The sequence below is a fragment of the Exiguobacterium sp. s48 genome (genome assembly GCF_018617395.1).
In the GTDB taxonomy this organism is placed as follows: domain Bacteria; phylum Bacillota; class Bacilli; order Exiguobacteriales; family Exiguobacteriaceae; genus Exiguobacterium.
The window spans coordinates 83394-101038 of the sequence record NZ_JACSKC010000001.1; the positions used below are offsets into that span (position 1 = coordinate 83394).

Consider the following 17645-nt stretch of genomic DNA (forward strand, 5'->3'; position numbering starts at 1 on the left):
ATAAGAGACTATTCACATAGGGAGTTGTTGAGTGTGTCGAAACAAAGAGTTGCCGTTATTGGGGCAGGACCCGGTGGATTGGCTGCTGCGATGCTACTGGCGCATCGTGGAGTAGATGTCACCGTATTTGAGAAACAACCGTTCGTGGGAGGCCGGACATCACGCCTGCAAGTTGGTGAGTTCACGTTCGACCGAGGACCTACTTTTTTAAATATGCCATACATTTTAGAAGAGATTTTCGAAGAAACAGGTCGAGATCTACACGATTACGTTGAGATGAAACAACTCGAACCGATGTATGATTTGTATTTTGATCGTGGGACGCGTCAACTCTCGATGACGACAGATCGTGACGAGATGCATCGTGCCATCGAAGAACAATTCCCGGGAAATGGGGAAGGATATGAACGGTTTATGAGTGAACAGGCGATCAAACTGTCAAAATTGATGCCAGTCTTACAAACAGCTCATGATAAATTAACTGACTACGTTTCATTGCGCGTGCTTAAAGCATTACCGTTCCTCTCAATCGGTAAATCGTTATATGACGTCTTATCCGAGTATTTCACGAGTGAAGAGTTGAAGTACGCCTTTACGTTCCAAGCCAAATATTTAGGAATGTCCGCTTGGGAGTGTCCTGGCGGTTTCTCCATCCTCTCATATATGGAGCACGCTTACGGGGTTCATCACCCAATCGGTGGCGTGAACCAGCTTTGTCATGCGATGGCGCGTGTGATTGAAGAAGATGGAGGTGTCATTCGACTCGGTGAACCAGTGGAACGTCTGCTCTTAGAGGACAAAAAAGTGACGGGACTTGTGGCAGGAAGTGTCCACTATGCGTTCGACGAAGTCGTGATTGGTGCCGATTTTGCTCATGCGATGACGTCGCTCGTTCCAGACGGTCAATTATCAAAGTGGAGTCCGGCTCAATTGAAGAAGAAACGCTACTCCTGTTCAACGTTCATGTTGTATCTTGGATTGAACCATGTCTATGAGGACGTGGCACATCACTCGATTCACTTTGCGGACGATTACGAGTTGAACGTCAAAGAAATGACGAAAGAGTTGAAACTAAGCGACGATTTCTCGTTCTATGTTCAAAATGCCTCACGCATCGATCCAACGCTTGCACCTGCAGGAAAATCGTCCCTCTACGTTCTCGTACCGGTCCCGAACAATTTATCTGGTCTTCCATGGGAAGCGTTACAGGCGACAATGACAGAGCGCGTCCTTGACGCCCTTGAGACCCGTTCCCCATATCGGAACGTTCGTCAACACATCGAAGTGATGGAAACGTTAACTCCAGAGGACTGGGAAGCGTTCGGTATCTATGAAGGGGCAACGTTCAATCTAGGGCATAATTTATCGCAAATGATGTATTTCCGTCCGCATAATCAGTTCGAAGAGCTCGATAACGTCTGGCTCGTCGGTGGTGGGACTCACCCAGGAAGCGGTCTTCCGACTATCTTTGAATCAGCTCGCATCACAACAAATCTATTACGTGACCGGGCAGGTGTCGGCCGATGAACATCAGCTTTGTAGGCGCAGGGGTCGGTACACTGTACGCCGCCCTCTTACTGACGAAACGTCATCCGTCGCTTCAAATCACAATCTATGAGAAAGAAGCGCGCGTGGGCGGACGATTAAACTATGTTGCATTTGAAAACGGTGCGAAAGTTGACGAAGGTCCGACAATCGTCTTGTTACCGAGCAAACTCAGGCAACAGTTAATCGAAGCAGGTCTTCCTGAGGCGGACGTGGAGTTGCTCGAAGTCGACCCACTCTATCGCTTATGTTATCAAGACGGAACCTCGTTTTATAAATATCGGGAGATTGAGCGACAGGCAGCAGAAATTGAGCGAATGTTTGGAGAAGGGGATGCGTTCCGTCAATATATGTCTCAAAAAAGAGACGAGTATCGAATTGGGTTTGATACGTTCTTGGACCGCGGGTATTCATCGAAGACCGAACTGTTCGAGCCGAAGCTCCTTTTATTACTCATGCGTTTAAAAGCATATGAAACGGCCCATGCGAACATGAAACGCTTCTTTGAAGACGAACGTTTACGCGTCGCCTATAGTCTGCAGACCCTTTATATCGGTGGGAATCCTTATGCCACTCCTTCGTTATATGGACTCATCCCTTATCGTGAACAAGAAGAGGGCGTTTGGTATGTAAAAGGAGGATATTTCTCCCTTGCGACGAAAATGGAACAAGAACTGAAGCGGCGCGGTGTTCGTTTCGTCATGAACGCTACCGTCAATCGTGTCCATGTCACGGATGGGGTGGCAAATGGAATCACGGTAAATGATGAATATGTACCGTATGATGCCGTCGTCGTGAATGGTGATTTCCCGCTCATGGAGCGACTGATTGATGGTGTGACGCCAAAGACGTATGAACCGTCAAGTGGTACGTTACTCCTATACTTTACCGTCAACGGCGAACTCGATCTACCGGTTCATCAATTCGATTTACCAAATGATTTTGAAGGATCGATGCGTACAATCTTCGAGGATGGTAAACTAAGTGAGTATCCTGCGATGTACACTTTTAACCCATCGCGTATCGATGTGACGCTCGCGCCAGTAGGGACGAGCGTGTTATATGTTCTTGTTCCGGTCCCTCGGAAGTTAGAGCAGGAAGACTTTGAGTCACAAGGAACCATCGAACATCTATTAGGAAGAATCGAGACATTCATACCTGATTTTCGTGAACGTGTCATCGAGATGAAAGTCCGGACACCGATGGATGCCGAGCGATTCGGCTTGTTCGAGGGAGGAAGCTTTGGAATTGCACCAAAGTTATCGCAGTCAGCCGCGTTTAAACCTCAGGCAAGACCTTATCCGAAAATCGAACGCCTTTATGCGGTGGGAGCATCTGTTCATCCGTGTGGAGGTGTGCCGATTGTCATGATCGGGTCACAGTTACTCGTGAAAAAAATGGAAGAAGAAATGGGGGCAATACATCGTGACGACACAAGAAGCGTATCGTCAATGTGAGGAAATCATGAAGAAGGGCTCGTTGACCTTTTATCGGGCCTTCTCTTTGCTCTCAAAACCTGATCGTCAAGCGGTCATGGCCGTATATACGTTCTGTCGCACCCTCGATGATGCGGTCGATGAATCAGACCGTCCAGAAGAGAGTTTGGTAGCATTTTTGCATGATTTTGATCGCTTTTTGGCTGGTTACCATCTAGATGAAGCACTATGGGTCGCTTTGCGTGATGTGTGGCAACGCTATGAGATGGACGTCGACCCTTTCTTTGAGTTGGCAGAAGGAATGAAATGGGATTTACATAAGTCTCGATATGAGACGCTCGAAGAAACGGAGCAATATAGCTATTATGCAGCGAGCACGGTCGGGCTCATGTTACTTCCGATCCTCGTCCCAAATCAGGACGAAGCGACACAACGTCAGCTTCGCCAAGGTGCAATAGACCTCGGGATCGCGATGCAACTGACGAACATCTTGCGAGATGTTGGTGAAGATTTGAACCGAGACCGCATCTATTTACCACGTACGATGATGCGACAGTATGGTGTGAATGAAGAGATGTTACAACAACGAGAAGTGACGCCTGCCTTTATCGACCTGTGGGAGGCGTTGGCGAAGCGTGCCGAATTATTGTATGAACGGGCACGTGCGACCCATCACCTCTATCCGCTCGCCAGTCGAAAACCGGTGCAAGCGGCAGCCCTTCTCTACGAGGGGATTTTAGATGCTGCACGTGCGAATGGATACGACGTTTTTACAAAACGGGCATACGTATCGACCTTACAAAAAGGAAAGTTGCTAGCCAAGCTATAAGAATTCCGATTCACTGTAGGCGCATCCTAGCGCCTACAGTTTTTTGCGTAAAAAAAACCACTTTTGGCGGGGGACCAAAAGTGGCGTAAGCGTTATGTGATTCATTCATCGGGGAAATGAATGAATCGGTTTGTGATGAAGCCCTAAAGATGTGCCGGGATTCATGGGGAATGAATCATAGGGACATCTTCGCTGAAACAGGATGCTTGATGGACTAAGGGGGAACATCATACGCAAGCTGTCTCAACTACGGGATACGAGTGGGGAAACTCGCTCATCACTTTCTCGGGTGTGACAAGTTCAAAACGCGATTTGGCTCGGGGAAGCCATTCGATCGCTACAGGTGTAACAAACGTTACAGAACTGCTTGAACTCGAATATGATATTATCACGTCTCCAACTTGTCGACAAGTGTCGAAACTCGCGTTCACAAAATGTTCATATTGTCAGAGGTATGTCCTCTAACATCGATCGTGCGGCGAATTGTCCTGAAAGCGTCACCATCGGGCTGCCGCCTCCAGGATGGGTCGAACCTCCCGCAAACCAAATGTTCGAGACGTCCGTCGACCGGCCTTCAGGTCTAAAGAATGCACCCTTTTTCGAGTTGGCCGATGTTCCATATAGTGCCCCGTAATACGCATAAAAATCGCGGGTCAAATCTTGCGGGGTCACACGCTTATGATAGAGCACCTCGTCATCCTCCCAATCCACACCGAATTCACGTAAACGGCGACGAATCAAATGTTCATACGTATCCGCATCGATTTCGGTTAGGTGAGCTGGCGCGTTGACGAGAATGAACAAGTTATCGCCTGCTTCGCCCATCGATGGGTCCGTGGCGGATGAATTCGAAATATAGATGGTCGGTTCGTCCGCATAGCGCTCTTGTTGAAAGAGTGCCTGAAATTCCCGTTCATAGTCATCTGAAAAGTAGACGTTATGGTGCGCCAAGTTCAATCGTTTCGACAATCCGATCATCAACACAAACGCAGAAATTGACGGTTCGACGGTGTCACGCGTCGGGACCGGGAAAGAGGGGCGGTCTTTGGCATCGACGAGTCGTGGGTATTGCGTCAAGAGTTCGCCATTAAGAAGGACAGCGTCACACGAGATGACTTCTTGGTCATCGACGACGACCTCATGTGCTTTTCCGTTCAACACATCAATCTTCGTCACTTCATGACCGAGACGGAACGTCACGCCGAGTTCGCTTGCCCGTTTGGCGAATCCCTTTGCGATATTCCAGTTCCCACCCTTCGCAAAATAGACGCCTTCATTCAATTCCAAATGTGCGATGAGGGCAAACGTTCCGGGTGTCACGTATGGGCTGCTTCCAATGTACGTCGCATAGCGATCGAGTGCCTGGATGATACGCGGGTCCTTGAAGTATTTCTTGTGAAGGGCATGCAAACTTTGAAGTGGGTGTACTTTGACCATGTCCGCCCAAAGACCAGGATCTAACTTTGTCTCCATTTGTGTGAAGAAGCGTTTATTTGCAATAGCGAATAATTTCTCTGCTTCATCGAGATAGGCACGCATTTGATTATGCTTGAATTGATTACCCGTCAATCGTCGTACTTCGACTTCAAGCTTTGCCCGGTCAGCGCTGAATGTGAAGGATGATCCATCGGAATAGTGGTTGACGGTATGCTGGTCGAGTTTGATTAACTCAAAATAGTCATCCGGATTGGCACCGCTATTTCGGATGACCGAACGGAATACGTCCGGCATCGTAATCGTATTCGGACCGAAGTCGAACCGGTGACCGTCGGTGATGACGGGCATGAGTTTCCCGCCGACATGTTCATTTTTCTCGATGACCGTGACGTCATAACCACGCGCTGCGAGCGTGACGGCGGCGCTAAGTCCACCGAGTCCAGCTCCAATCACAACAATTTGTTTCATACATGTGTCCCCCTTAAGACGTCTACTTAGGAATAGTGACGACCTTTCCACGTGATCGGCAACCGTCTCCATTTACGTATGACGGCGTTCCCGAGTAAGGTCAAGTAAGCGATTAAACTGAGCGGATGGTACCATGTACCGGTGCCGATTGATTTGAGATCGACGGCTAGACGTGCAAACAGCACGAAGAGTGCCGCACTGATGGTCTGCCAACTCGGTGAAAAAATCCAAGCAAGCATGGCGGTCAACTGGATGCCATAATACGCCATAAAGTACAAAGCGAGTCCTACTGATTCATTCATTCCCTTGAATACGTTTTTTGAAAACCCGGTCCATACTTCTTCGTTCGTCTCATACATATCGCAAGAGATGTATGGAGAGACTTGGACGAGTGAGGTGATTTTTTGATGACGTTTGAATGTTCGGCATAAATCGATATCATCAATCAATGACGTTCGAATGGCGGCATGTCCACCGACTTCCTCATAACTGCTTCGCTCGACGAGAACGTTCATCCCGTTCGCCGCCGCAAATGCAGGGTGTTTCACTTTACGCCAAAACAATGGGAGATGTTGGGCGATGAGCACGTGTTGCATGGGAATCAATAATTTCCCGAGAAATGTGGACGTCGGAAATTGGGGGAACCCGGATAAAAAGACAGCCTGCTCACGGACGAGTGTCGCATGCATGCGTGCGATAAAACTTGAATCAATCGTGACATCCGCATCTAAAAACAAGAGATACGGTTCCGTGGTGCGTATCGCCAACTGATGACAAGCGTGAACTTTTCCTGCCCAGTCACTTGGCAACGGGACTCCTTGAATGATTGTAAAACGAGCGTCGTCCGCGATGGCTCGATTCAATTTTTCGTATGTATCGTCTTCGGAACGATCCTCATAGATGTAGACATGAGTCCCTTCCGGTATCGCCTGCTTCAAATTTGAAATCAATCGGTCGACGTGTCGTGACTCATTGCGCATCGGAATACAGACAGCCGTTTCTGGTGACCGTACTGGAGCGGCAAGCGGTCTTAAAAACAATAGATTGACGACGGTGAAAATGAACATGAGGAGGGTGATCATCCATAAAATCATTAGCGTCCCCTCCCGAGTCGAAGCAACGTCTCCGTCCATTCAGCCAGATTGCGACGTGGTCGAAAGAGAGGTACATAGGCGTCAGACCGTATAATGACGTCTTGTCGCACATCGTCATAGAGTTCTTCAAGTGCTCGCGCAATCTCTTGTTTTTGAGCTCGTCGTGTCGTGGTCGTTACGATAATCTTCCGAAAGCGTACATATACGAGTGGCTCCGCATGGCTCTCGAACGAATAGTACATGGCACATAACTGCACGGTTTGGTCGTTCAGTAACAATGTCGCACCCGATTCAATCTCGACGGGGCGCAGTTCCTGAGGCATCTCTTGTCCTTGAGGGAACATCCATACGGATTTCCCAGACGTTAGTAATTCATTCGCATAGGCAAGTGAGGCACGTACGTCTGAGAGACTACCTTTTTTCACCGAAAAGGCACCGAGATGCCGAAAGAACGGGAAGCGATTTAGTCCATCCTCATCCATCAACACATGAATGTCATGTCGTAAAAAGTGTTCATTGATCATATACATGATGAGGCCGTCCCACCATGCACTATGTGTACTTAAAAATAGTCCGGGAGTCGGGACATCGTCCGCTCGAATATAGATGTTATGGAACGATGGACGAATCTGACGTTCCCGTACGAACGTTGAAAATACATTATTGAACCACTTCTTTTTGTGTGATTCGATCATCGCGACCTCTCCTTTCAAGTAGAATCACTCCCGATGTGAGAATGCTGAGCAAACCGATTCCATAGAGACCGGCATTGACAGCGGTGACGCCGAAGAGCACATGTAGCATGACGAACAAATAGACGCCGTGCCGAATGAACAAGGAGTCGACTGTTCGTTCGTGACGCTGTAACAGCCAGGAGAAAATGAGGGATAACCCGAACCAACCGATAAAGTTTTGTGTCGGAATGTCATAATATAGCCCATCATTTGCCCATTCCCAGTAGCCTTTCACATTTGCCGCCACAGGATCGATCGCCATATCGAGCCATACGGCCAGAATCGGGACAAGCCATACTATATGTTGGCGGAACGTGAAGAGACGGGCCACAGCGAAACTTGATCCGATCACGGCAAGCCATGCCGCACCGATTGTGACAGGGACTCCAAACACTGTCGGACCGAACGCCTCAGCGTAGATGTACTCGCTGAATGGGAACCCCGTTTTCACACCGAGTGTTTCGACTGCGATTGAACCGAAGAAAATAAACGGAACAATCCAAACACCTTGCCGGATTCCTTGATAAAGAATCGTTCCACCAATCGCCCCGGCTAGCCATAAAAAGACGGGGTTTGCCCACTCGAGCCAAGGCGGAAGTAAATCGAACCCAACTAAAATCAACCCAATGAAATACCAAACGATAAACCACTTCCAAATAAACGGATACACTTTCATTCCATCACCTCTTCTCTCATTCTAAAGCTCATCTGAGTCTCCGTCTAACAAATGCATGCACAAAAAAGAGCCTCGTCGAACGAGACTCTCAATTAGCCATCCGCTTCCGTCTTTTCACGAACGAGAAGGCGATGAATAAAACATAAAACGGAACAGCGATGAACCAAAACGTCGGCCATTCTTTCCAACGGGCGAACATCATATAGGTCACGTAGACAAGACTGATTGTAATGATGAATGAGTGACGTGGCAGTGGAACATCTTTAAAGCTCGGGATACGGACACGGCTGACCATCAACAGGGCGAGCCCTGTGAAGAAGATGGGCGTCAACAGTTCGCTAACGCGATCACCGAACGTCGTGATGACAGCGAGGAGACCACCTGCGGCCGTGATCGGGACACCAGAAAAATAACTCGCTGCAACGTTCGTCGCAGATAAATTGAAGCGCGCCAGGCGATAGGCACCGAATAACGGGAAGAGTGCCGCGAAAAACAATCCATAATTGCCGTAATCAATAAAAAACGTATAATAAGCGAGCATCGCCGGGGCGACACCGAATGTGACGATATCAGCGAGCGAGTCCAATTCTTTTCCAAAATCGCCAGCGACGCCGAGCATACGGGCGAGTCGTCCATCCAAACTATCGAGCATCATTGCGATGATAATTAACAGTGTGGCGTTAGAGAAGTCACCACGTGCGGCGTAGACGATCGCGACGACACCACAAAATAAATTTCCGAACGTAAAAGAGTTTGGAACCCACGAACGGATGCGTTCTTTCCACATAATTTTGCCCCCAGTGAGGTCATTGGCTGAACCAGTGACCGTTTGTAAATTGCAATAAATCTTTAGGTGATAATTCGATTTGATAGCCACGCTTTCCGGCAGAGATGATAATCGTCTCTTTGTCCTGAGCTACCTCGTGTACATACACAGGGAACGTTTTCTTCGCTCCAATCGGCGAGACGCCGCCTCGAATGTAACCGGTCAATGTCTCAAGTTCTTTCATTGGAACAGGCGATGCTTTCTTCGCCCCCCAAGCTTTTGCGGCTGCTTTTAAATCAATGTCACGCTCTCCAGAGATGAGAAAGAAGGCGTATTGCTTTTTCTCATTCATGAGACAAATCGTTTTATACAGATCCTCGAGCGGCTTATTCAATGTCATTGCCACATGCTTGGCCGAGACATCGGTTTCATCCACTTCGTACGTATGGTAGGTGAACGGGATTTTCTTCTGTTTCAACTGCCGAGCGGCGTTTGTCAGCTGCATCTGACTCATCCTTTCGTGACCGACTTCTTTTAGAATAGCAAATCAACCAACTTCCCGGCAATTGAACTTCAAAAAACTTTTCAGTAAAGGAAGGAATTTGACGGAATGACGAAGAAATGAACAGTGATTCATTTTTGAAGGAGGAATAAAAGTGGAAACGATTCAATTGACGACACACAATGGGGTAGGTTGGTTAAAACTAAACCGACCTGAAAAGCTGAACGCCTTGAATGAGACGTTGCTTCGTGAGATGAAAACGGCAATCGATGAATTTGAACAGGACGACGCGGTTCGCGTCATCGTCCTCGTCGGCGAGGGGCGGGCGTTCTCATCGGGACAAGATTTGACGATTGAGAGCGATGCTGACTATGGGGAATATTTAGAAGATGTGTATCATCCACTCGTCCGGGCGCTTGCATCTTGCCGGAAGCCACTGATCGCAGGGATTCATGGCGTTGTCGCAGGAGCAGGACTCAGTTTGGCACTCGCGGCAGATGTTCGAATCGTCGCTGAATCGACGAAGTTCAGTTCGGCGTTCATTAAAATCGGGTTGGTGGCGGATGCGGGCGGTCCGTATCACTTACGTCGACTCATGCGAGACGATCTCGCGTTAGATTGGCTCTGGAGTGGCAGTACGATTGACTCGGAAGCCGCACGGACATTCGGGCTCGTCACCGAGCTCGTGGAAGATGCGAGATACACGGAGCGATTGACTTCATATGCGGAGTCGCTTGCTGCGAAATCAGCGGTCGCTGTTCAAGGGATGAAGGCGCTCATGCGAGCCACTTCATTTGAAGAAGGATTGAATGAAGAAATCGAGTGGCAACGGAAGTGTGGGGACACGGAAGTGCATCGCCAGGCGATGCAGGCATTCTTGATGAAATAAAAAAAGCGGCCGCGGCCGCTTTTTTATGTGGTTGATTTGGCTTCGAACTGGAAGCCTTTTTGTTGCCACGTTCCGTACTTCCAACGGCGGAACGCGAAGAATCCACGGAACCATTCATCGAGAGAGAAGGCGAGCCAAATCCCAAGGATGCCGAGTCCCATTTGAAGACCGAACAAGTAGCTGAACGCCACGGCGACACCCCACATCGAGGCGATTCCGATCATGACCGGGAAGCGGACGTCCCCAACGGACTTCAACGATCCCATCAGGACGATGTTCATGGCGCGACCCGGCTCTAAAATGAGCGTTGCCCATAAGATCGGCACACCGACCGCGATGATGTCAGGGTTTGACGTGAAGAGTCCGAGTAGCGACTCGCTGAACACCGCTAAACCGAGAGAGGCGACGAACGAGGCGAACATGGCAATCTTCAAGGTCTTGACGGCGCGATGGTACGCCTCTTTGAAACGTTTGCCTCCGATATCTCGCGCAATCAAGAGCTGTGTCCCTTGCGCGACGGCAACGGTGAACAAGAAGGCGAGCATCGACAAGTTCATGACGTATACACGAGCGGCGAGAGAGGCTTCCCCCATCGTCGCGATAAATCCGGTGATGATAATCTGTGAAGCTTGATACGACAAGTTCTCCCCGGCAGATGGAACGCCGATTTGAAGGAGTGACTGGATGTCATCTTTCTTCGGACGAATCACTTCTTTTAACGGGAAACGGATCATGAGCTTCCGTTTGACGAGCCAGAACAAGAGGAGCATGGCGGCGAATCGTGCAATCACGATGGCCCAAGCGACACCGGCAACGCCAGTGACCGGAAGTCCGAACCAGCCGGTCACTGCAAAAATGGCTCCGACGGCGGTGATGATATCGATTAGAAGCGTCGCGAGCATGGCGTGCTTCGTCATTCCATGACTTCGGAGAATCGAACTGAGCGCCATGATGAGCGCTTCGGTGAATAACGACAAGCCGACGATTTGTAGGAACAACAGTCCGTGCGCGAACAGTTCGTCCGATAGTCCGAACAAGCGTAAGAACGTCTCACCGAACAAGAAGATGACGACGACCATGATCGCACCGAGCCACATGTTCAAACTGACGGCGGAGCGGGCGAAGTCACGACTCTTCTTCATGCGCTGTGCCCCGATGGCCTGACCAATCAAGATGGTCGCCCCGACAGACGTCACACTGAAGACGATCAAGAACACGTTTAAGATTTGGTTGGCAACCCCGACGGCCGAAGCGGCGGCGTCTGAGTAGTGAGCGAGCATCAATGTGGCGATGATCCCGGTTCCCATGTGGAGGGCGAGTTCGATGAAAATCGGCCACGACAGTTTGAACAGGGTGAGCTGTTCCGTTTGTTTCGTCTGCATGTAGTGTATTCTCCCTTTTCTCTATAATTCTCTCTGTTAACTATTAATCTTATAAAAATGTCAATGGTCATCTTACTCCTTATGAAATGAAAAAGAAAGGGGTTTGCTAAATTATTTTCAACAAAAAAATCACCCGAAGAAATCAGGTGATTTTCGAATTTATTTCAATTTCAGAATAGCAGCACTGAATGGTGCGAGTTCGATTTCGAGTGAGTCGAGGTCACGGTCATGCAAGAGGTCCGTGGCTGCTCCTGTATAACCGAGCGGATTCAGTTTCGAAGCAGAGTCCGAGTTGTTAAAGTAGACGAGATACGTTTCATCTTTCGTACACCGCTCGATGATGACGGCATTGTTCGCATCGTCGACTAGGTTGAAGCGATACGAGCCGGCGTTGGCGAGTACAGGGTGGTCCTTACGAAGCTGGATAAGCTTTTGAATGTAGCGGAATAGGTTGCGGTCTTCTTCGGCTTCATCCCATGGCATACAGCGACGGCAACCCGGGTCTTGTTCGCCTTCAAGTCCGATTTCGTCCCCGTAGTAAATACACGGGCTACCCGTATACGTTAGCATCGACGTCATCAAGAGTTTGAACTTGCCTTTATGACCTTTCGCCCGCGTCAACGCACGAGGTGTATCGTGCGAATCGATCAAGTTGAAGGTAACTTCGTTGACGTTCATCGTGTTCATCATCTCGACTCGCGTCAGTTCGTTACGGAACTCAGATGCAGATGTCCGGTCGAGGGCGAAATAGTTCAAGCTCGCATTCGTGAACGGGTAGTTCATGACGGCATCGAACTGATCACCTTGTAGCCAAGGTTGCGCATCGTGCCAAATCTCCCCGAGGATATAGGCTTCCGGGTTCGCATTTTTGACGGCCTTGCGGAAGTCACGCCAAAACGCATGGTCGACTTCGTTGGCAACGTCTAGACGCCATCCGTCGATGCCGAACTCTTCGACCCAGTAACGGGCGACATCTAATAAGTAAGCTTTTAACTCAGGATGCTCGGTGTTGATCTTCGGCATATTTTTTTCAAAGGCAAATGTATCATAATTTGGCTTCGGTTCTGTCGCAATCGGGAACTCGCGTAGATAGAACCAATCGCGATATTCAGAAGCTGGTCCGTTCTCGACGACGTCTTGGAACCATGGGTGATGATATCCGACGTGGTTGAAGACGGCATCGAGCATGATTTTAATTCCATTCTCATGTAACAGGTCGACCATCTCTTTAAATTTCTCTTTCGTCCCGAACTGTGGATCGATTTCCATATAGTCGAGCGTGTCGTACTTATGGTTCGTCGTCGCTTTAAAGATTGGACAGAAGTAGATGCCAGTGATTCCGAGTTCGACTAAATGATCGATATGGTCGATCACCCCTTGGAAGTCGCCACCGAAGAAGTTCGTCGTCGTCGGCTCTGTCGAGTTCCATGGCAACGTCTCTTCTGGGTTGAGTGATGCATCGCCATTGGCGAAACGGTCTGGGAAGATTTGATACCATACCGTATCTTTCACCCAGAGTGGGGCATGGAAGATATCGATCGGATTGATGAACGGCACACAGAAGTAGTAGCCTGTGTCATCAAGCGGTTTTTCTTCGAACCATCCTTTTTCCGTATAGACGGCCGTCTCTTGGCCATCGTTCAAACGGAATCCGTAACGAAGGCGTCGGAACGGTGGCTTGATGGCGATGAACCAATAGTCATAGGCATCGTCGAACCCGATTTTCTCCATCGGGGTTTCATATGTACGCCAATAGCTCGGTTTGTCTGGGTCAAAGTTCCACATCGTTGGATCTTCTGCGTGCCAGTCGTAAGGGTCGTTCCAAATCAAATCAACGGATTCGATATCGCCACGTTTCGTATGGAAACGAATATGAATCGTCTCTCGGTCATATTTGTAGACGAACGGGGACATCGCACGGTGATAAATCGCTTCTTTCATCATAAGGAAAACATTCCTTTCTCTATAGGGGATGACATCATTTTACAACATCGGGAATCAAAGAGAACAGATGTTGTGAAAACGTTTGCTCAAGCAAAGGGTAATAAAGCGTTTACATTTTGTCAATTGCTGAAACGCTTAAAATATGATGAATTTAAACAACAAATTTAAAAATTACATAAATGGGTCAACAGACGTAAAAAAAGTGTAAAAAAAGACTTGTAAAACGCTTTCACAACTGTATAATAAAAATTGAGGTGAGGATGCAAACGTTTTCACTACCATGTCAATTTCGTAGCGGAGTTTTTCAATTGACATGGTCGTGCGATTGCGCAAATCTGACCATACTATTTCCTTGGGGAGGTTTTTCATCATGAAGATGAAAAAAATGGTAGCAGGACTTTCAACAGCAGTATTCGCTTTCGGTGCACTTGCTGCATGTGGTGGCGGAACGGACAACGAATCTTCAACAGATAACGCGGCTTCGAATGATAACAAGCCTGAAAAAATCGTCATCTGGGAAGATATCGAAAAGTCTGAGACAACGAAAGAAGTTGCGAAGAAGTTCGAAGAAGAGAACGGCGTAAAAGTGGAAGTCGTCGAAGTACAGATGACGGATCAAAAAGACAAGCTTGCCCTTGATGGCCCAGCTGGTAAAGGTCCAGACATCGTTCTTGTACCACACGACCAAATCGGTACAATCGCTGACCAAGGTCACTTGGCACCACTTTCTGATGAGAGCGTGCTCGACTCATTCACAGATGCTGCGAAATCAGCAGTTATGTTTGACGGTCAAGCTTACGGATACCCGAAATCAGTTGAAACACCAGTTCTTATGTATAACAAAGATTTGATGTCTGAAGCTCCAAAATCAATGGACGACCTTTACAAGTTGTCAAACGATGTAAAAGCTGACGGGCAATACGGATTCCTCGCACTTTGGGATAACTTCTACTTTGCACACGGTGTAGTCGCTGGATATGGCGGATACGTGTTCAAAGAAGACGGTGGCGCACTCGATCCAATGGACATTGGTTTGAACAACGAAGGTGCAGTTGAAGGATTCGAATACATCGGTAAATGGTACCAAGAAGGTCTCTTCCCTAAAGGATTGATCGGTGAGTCTGGTGGCCAAGCGATGGACCAACTCTTCACTGAGAAGAAAGCTCATTCAGTCATGAACGGACCATGGGCAGTTGCTGGTTACACAGATGCTGGCGTAAACCTCGGTGCGGCTCCAATGCCTACACTTCCGAACGGTGAGCCAATCAAGACGTTCATGGGTGTGAAAACATATGCCCTTTCAGCTTACACAGAGAACCAAGAGTGGGCTGAGAAGTTCCTTCAAGAGTTAACAAATGAAGAAAACGCATTGGCAATGTTTGAAGCATACAACGAGATCCCACCAGTAGCAGCACTCGAGTCGAACGAGACAATCACGTCGAACGAAGTTGCGAAAGCGGTATTCGACCAAGCAACAAACGCAATCCCAATGCCAAACATTCCTGAAATGGGACAAGTTTGGGAGCCAATGGCACAAGCACTTCAACTTGTAGCGACTGGTAAACAAGATGCACAGAAATCTGCAGACGATGCAGTGAAAGTCATCGAGCAACAAATCCAAGCGAACAACCAATAAGGAATTGAAATGACGGGGTACGCCATACGGCGTTCCCCATCATTTTCTAGCATTGAGCAAACGTTTGCTTGATTGATTTGCTCAAATCGAAAGGAGAAACTGAGGATGGCTGCAATTGCGAACCCTAAAACACCGGACCAACGCCCGGACAAGCCAACAAACCATGCTCGGAACGCGGGACTACTTTCCATCATTCCGGGACTCGGACAGGTATACAACAAACAATACGCGAAAGCTGTAGCGTTCTTTATCGTCATCGTATCTTATTTTGCCGTAAACTATGATCTATTTTTCAAAGGGGCGGGCGCCGGACCAGGTGACCGTGGAGGACTTTGGGGATTGATCACGCTTGGTGAAGTGCCAGGACCTCGTAACGACCACTCCATCTTTTTGATGGTCGAGGGGATTGTCGCGTTAATTTTACTATTCTTCGGAATTGCGTTCTATGTTTGGAACATTCGTGACGCCTATCGTGTCGGTCGCGCTCGTGATCAGCATCTAAACCTTCCATCGTTCCAAATGCAACTGCGCAACTTGCGTGATAATGGATTCCCATACTTAATGTTAATCCCATCACTCATTTTGTTAGTGTTTACAGTTATTCTTCCATTGATCTTTACGTTCTTGATCGCCTTCACGAACTATCGCTATAACAACGCACCACCAGCGAAACTCGTCGAATGGGTCGGATTTGAGAACTTTACGCGTATTTTTGAAATCGATATCTTCCGTGACACGTTCGTTGGGGTACTCGGATGGACACTCGTTTGGACGGTCGCTTCAACAACAGGTGTCATCGCAATCGGGATCTTCCTTGCGGTACTCTTGAACCAAGAAGGATTACGATTCCGCCGCTTGTTCCGCTCGATTTTGATTCTTTCATGGGCAGTACCGGCATTCATCACGATCTTGATCTTCCGTTCGATGTTCAACGAATCGTTCGGGGTGTTCAATACAACGATCTTGCCCGCACTCGGTCTTGATCCAATCAACTGGTTCACGGACCCGACAGCGACACGTACGGCACTCGTGCTCATTCAATGGTGGCTCGGCTTCCCGTTCATCATGACACTTATGACAGGTGTCTTGCAGTCGATTCCTGGTGACTTGTATGAAGCGGCAACGATTGATGGAGCAACCATCTTTGACAAGTTCCGTTTGATCACGTTGCCAATGCTCTTGTTCGCAACTGCGCCAATCTTGATCACGCAGTTCACGTTCAACTTCAATAACTTCAACATCATCTATCTCTTTAATGGCGGTGGCCCTGCTGTACCTGGACAAACGGCCGGTGGTACCGACATCTTGATTTCTTGGATTTACAAATTGTCACTCGGTGCCAACCCGCAATACGGACTTGCGGCTGCGATCACACTTATCTTGTCATTCTTCATCATGACACTTGCCGTGATCCAGTTCCGTCGGACAAAATCTTTCAAAGACGAGGATATGATCTGATATGAAAAAACAAAAACGAATCAATTTGGCGATCTCGTATGTCATCTTGACGCTTGCGTCGATCATCATTCTCTATCCGATGCTTTGGGTCGTCGGAACGTCGTTCAACCCAGGGCGTACGATTACGTCAACCATCATTCCATCGAATCCGACATTTGTTCACTATAAAAACTTGTTTGACCTAACGATTTCAGATTATAGTTTATGGTATGTGAACACGTTGAAAATCGCTTTCATCACGATGGCGCTCTCTGTCATCTTGGTCACGATTACTGGATACGTTTTCTCACGCTATCGTTTCGTAGGACGGAAGAACTCACTCGTCTTGTTCCTCGTCCTTCAGATGGTGCCACAGTTCGTTGCGATCATCGCGATTTATGTATTGCTCAATATGCTTAACCTTCTTGACACACATACAGCGCTCATCTTGCTTTATGCAGGTGGTGCGATTCCGATGAACACGTACTTGGCGAAAGGCTACTTCGACACGATTCCAAAAGAACTTGACGAAGCAGCCCGTATGGATGGTGCTGGTCACCTCCGAATCTTCTGGCAAATTATTTTGCCACTTGCGAAGCCGATTGTCGCAACGATTGCTCTCTTTAACTTCATGGGACCATTCAACGACTTCATTTTGGCATCGCTCGTCCTTCGTTCACCAGAGAAACAAACATTGGCAGTTGGTCTTTACAACATGATCTCGAAACAGTTCGATAACAACTTTACGTTATTCGCGGCAGGAGCTGTCCTTTCAGCCCTTCCAATCGTCATCTTGTTCTTCATGTTCCAACGCTACTTCGTTTCTGGCCTCACAGCGGGTGGTACGAAAGGATAATACTCGTAAAAGGA

General features: G+C 48.2%; 15 protein-coding genes. 7 read left to right on the top strand and 8 right to left on the bottom strand.

What is annotated here, in order from left to right; all coding sequences use genetic code 11:
• Window positions 1–33: 33 nt before the first annotated feature.
• From KNO66_RS00440 to KNO66_RS00450, 3 genes are read left to right on the top strand one after another with little or no spacing between them, the layout of a single operon-like run.
• Entirely contained in the window at window positions 34–1527 is a 1494-nt protein-coding gene (locus KNO66_RS00440) for a phytoene desaturase family protein (RefSeq protein ID WP_214739397.1), read from the top strand.
• On the top strand, window positions 1524–3002 hold the full coding sequence (locus tag KNO66_RS00445; protein WP_214739399.1) for a phytoene desaturase family protein: 1479 nt from the start codon (window positions 1524–1526) through the stop codon (window positions 3000–3002). Before KNO66_RS00440 ends, KNO66_RS00445 begins: the two co-directional genes overlap by 4 nt.
• Window positions 2971–3810, top strand: coding sequence for a phytoene/squalene synthase family protein (locus KNO66_RS00450; RefSeq protein ID WP_214739401.1), 840 nt, complete (start codon window positions 2971–2973; stop codon window positions 3808–3810). The genes KNO66_RS00445 and KNO66_RS00450 overlap by 32 nt, the downstream gene beginning before the upstream one ends.
• Window positions 3811–4248: 438 nt before the next feature.
• Here the strand turns inward: KNO66_RS00450 and KNO66_RS00455 are convergent, their stop codons facing one another.
• From KNO66_RS00455 to ybaK, 6 genes are all read right to left on the bottom strand, one after another.
• Window positions 4249–5715 carry a phytoene desaturase family protein gene (locus KNO66_RS00455; protein ID WP_214739403.1) on the bottom strand — a complete coding sequence of 489 codons (1467 nt, stop codon included), beginning with the start codon at window positions 5713–5715 and terminating at the stop codon, window positions 4249–4251.
• A gap of 26 nt (window positions 5716–5741) precedes the next feature.
• On the bottom strand, window positions 5742–6809 hold the full coding sequence (locus tag KNO66_RS00460) for a glycosyltransferase family 2 protein (protein WP_214739406.1): 1068 nt from the start codon (window positions 6807–6809) through the stop codon (window positions 5742–5744).
• Window positions 6809–7504 (bottom strand): lysophospholipid acyltransferase family protein, encoded by a 696-nt coding sequence (locus KNO66_RS00465; RefSeq protein WP_214739408.1) that lies wholly within the window; start codon window positions 7502–7504, stop codon window positions 6809–6811. The genes KNO66_RS00460 and KNO66_RS00465 overlap by 1 nt, the downstream gene beginning before the upstream one ends.
• Window positions 7470–8219 (bottom strand): carotenoid biosynthesis protein, encoded by a 750-nt coding sequence (locus tag KNO66_RS00470; protein WP_214739410.1) that lies wholly within the window; start codon window positions 8217–8219, stop codon window positions 7470–7472. The genes KNO66_RS00465 and KNO66_RS00470 overlap by 35 nt, the downstream gene beginning before the upstream one ends.
• An 88-nt stretch (window positions 8220–8307) precedes the next feature.
• On the bottom strand, window positions 8308–9006 hold the full coding sequence (gene pssA, locus KNO66_RS00475) for a CDP-diacylglycerol--serine O-phosphatidyltransferase (RefSeq protein ID WP_031421233.1): 699 nt from the start codon (window positions 9004–9006) through the stop codon (window positions 8308–8310).
• A 19-nt stretch (window positions 9007–9025) separates the two neighbouring features.
• The gene (gene ybaK / locus KNO66_RS00480) at window positions 9026–9490 is read right to left on the bottom strand and encodes a Cys-tRNA(Pro) deacylase (protein ID WP_214739412.1); all 465 of its coding nucleotides are present in this window, start codon (window positions 9488–9490) and stop codon (window positions 9026–9028) included.
• Window positions 9491–9641: 151 nt separating this feature from the next.
• Between ybaK and KNO66_RS00485 the strand changes: the two genes are divergently transcribed.
• The gene (locus KNO66_RS00485; protein WP_214739414.1) at window positions 9642–10376 is read left to right on the top strand and encodes an enoyl-CoA hydratase/isomerase family protein; all 735 of its coding nucleotides are present in this window, start codon (window positions 9642–9644) and stop codon (window positions 10374–10376) included.
• Between the two features lie 23 nt (window positions 10377–10399).
• Here KNO66_RS00485 and KNO66_RS00490 read toward each other — a convergent pair whose 3' ends face one another.
• Window positions 10400–11758 (bottom strand): MATE family efflux transporter, encoded by a 1359-nt coding sequence (locus KNO66_RS00490; RefSeq protein WP_214739416.1) that lies wholly within the window; start codon window positions 11756–11758, stop codon window positions 10400–10402.
• Between the two features lie 159 nt (window positions 11759–11917).
• Window positions 11918–13702 carry a glycoside hydrolase family 13 protein gene (locus tag KNO66_RS00495; RefSeq protein ID WP_214739418.1) on the bottom strand — a complete coding sequence of 595 codons (1785 nt, stop codon included), beginning with the start codon at window positions 13700–13702 and terminating at the stop codon, window positions 11918–11920.
• A 370-nt stretch (window positions 13703–14072) separates the two neighbouring features.
• On the opposite strand from KNO66_RS00495, the gene KNO66_RS00500 reads away from it, so the two are divergent.
• The 3 genes from KNO66_RS00500 to KNO66_RS00510 all read left to right on the top strand — a co-directional run bounded on the left by KNO66_RS00500 (window position 14073) and on the right by KNO66_RS00510 (window position 17631).
• Window positions 14073–15338, top strand: coding sequence for an extracellular solute-binding protein (locus KNO66_RS00500; RefSeq protein ID WP_214739420.1), 1266 nt, complete (start codon window positions 14073–14075; stop codon window positions 15336–15338).
• A 105-nt stretch (window positions 15339–15443) separates the two neighbouring features.
• Entirely contained in the window at window positions 15444–16796 is a 1353-nt protein-coding gene (locus KNO66_RS00505; protein WP_214739422.1) for a sugar ABC transporter permease, read from the top strand.
• A 1-nt stretch (window position 16797) separates the two neighbouring features.
• Entirely contained in the window at window positions 16798–17631 is an 834-nt protein-coding gene (locus KNO66_RS00510) for a sugar ABC transporter permease (RefSeq protein ID WP_214739424.1), read from the top strand.
• The last annotated feature ends 14 nt before the right edge of the window (window positions 17632–17645 follow it).

What these genes read in the sequence shown, in the direction of transcription:
- KNO66_RS00445 (WP_214739399.1), top strand. Translation starts at nt 1,524, where the DNA reads ATGAACATCAGCTTTGTAGGCGCAGGGGTCGGTACACTGTACGCCGCC.
- KNO66_RS00455 (WP_214739403.1), bottom strand. Translation starts at nt 5,715, where the DNA reads ATGAAACAAATTGTTGTGATTGGAGCTGGACTCGGTGGACTTAGCGCC.
- KNO66_RS00460 (WP_214739406.1), bottom strand. Translation starts at nt 6,809, where the DNA reads ATGATTTTATGGATGATCACCCTCCTCATGTTCATTTTCACCGTCGTC.
- KNO66_RS00465 (WP_214739408.1), bottom strand. Translation starts at nt 7,504, where the DNA reads ATGATCGAATCACACAAAAAGAAGTGGTTCAATAATGTATTTTCAACG.
- KNO66_RS00470 (WP_214739410.1), bottom strand. Translation starts at nt 8,219, where the DNA reads ATGAAAGTGTATCCGTTTATTTGGAAGTGGTTTATCGTTTGGTATTTC.
- pssA (WP_031421233.1), bottom strand. Translation starts at nt 9,006, where the DNA reads ATGTGGAAAGAACGCATCCGTTCGTGGGTTCCAAACTCTTTTACGTTC.
- ybaK (WP_214739412.1), bottom strand. Translation starts at nt 9,490, where the DNA reads ATGCAGCTGACAAACGCCGCTCGGCAGTTGAAACAGAAGAAAATCCCG.
- KNO66_RS00490 (WP_214739416.1), bottom strand. Translation starts at nt 11,758, where the DNA reads ATGCAGACGAAACAAACGGAACAGCTCACCCTGTTCAAACTGTCGTGG.
- KNO66_RS00495 (WP_214739418.1), bottom strand. Translation starts at nt 13,702, where the DNA reads ATGATGAAAGAAGCGATTTATCACCGTGCGATGTCCCCGTTCGTCTAC.
- KNO66_RS00500 (WP_214739420.1), top strand. Translation starts at nt 14,073, where the DNA reads ATGAAGATGAAAAAAATGGTAGCAGGACTTTCAACAGCAGTATTCGCT.
- KNO66_RS00505 (WP_214739422.1), top strand. Translation starts at nt 15,444, where the DNA reads ATGGCTGCAATTGCGAACCCTAAAACACCGGACCAACGCCCGGACAAG.
- KNO66_RS00510 (WP_214739424.1), top strand. Translation starts at nt 16,798, where the DNA reads ATGAAAAAACAAAAACGAATCAATTTGGCGATCTCGTATGTCATCTTG.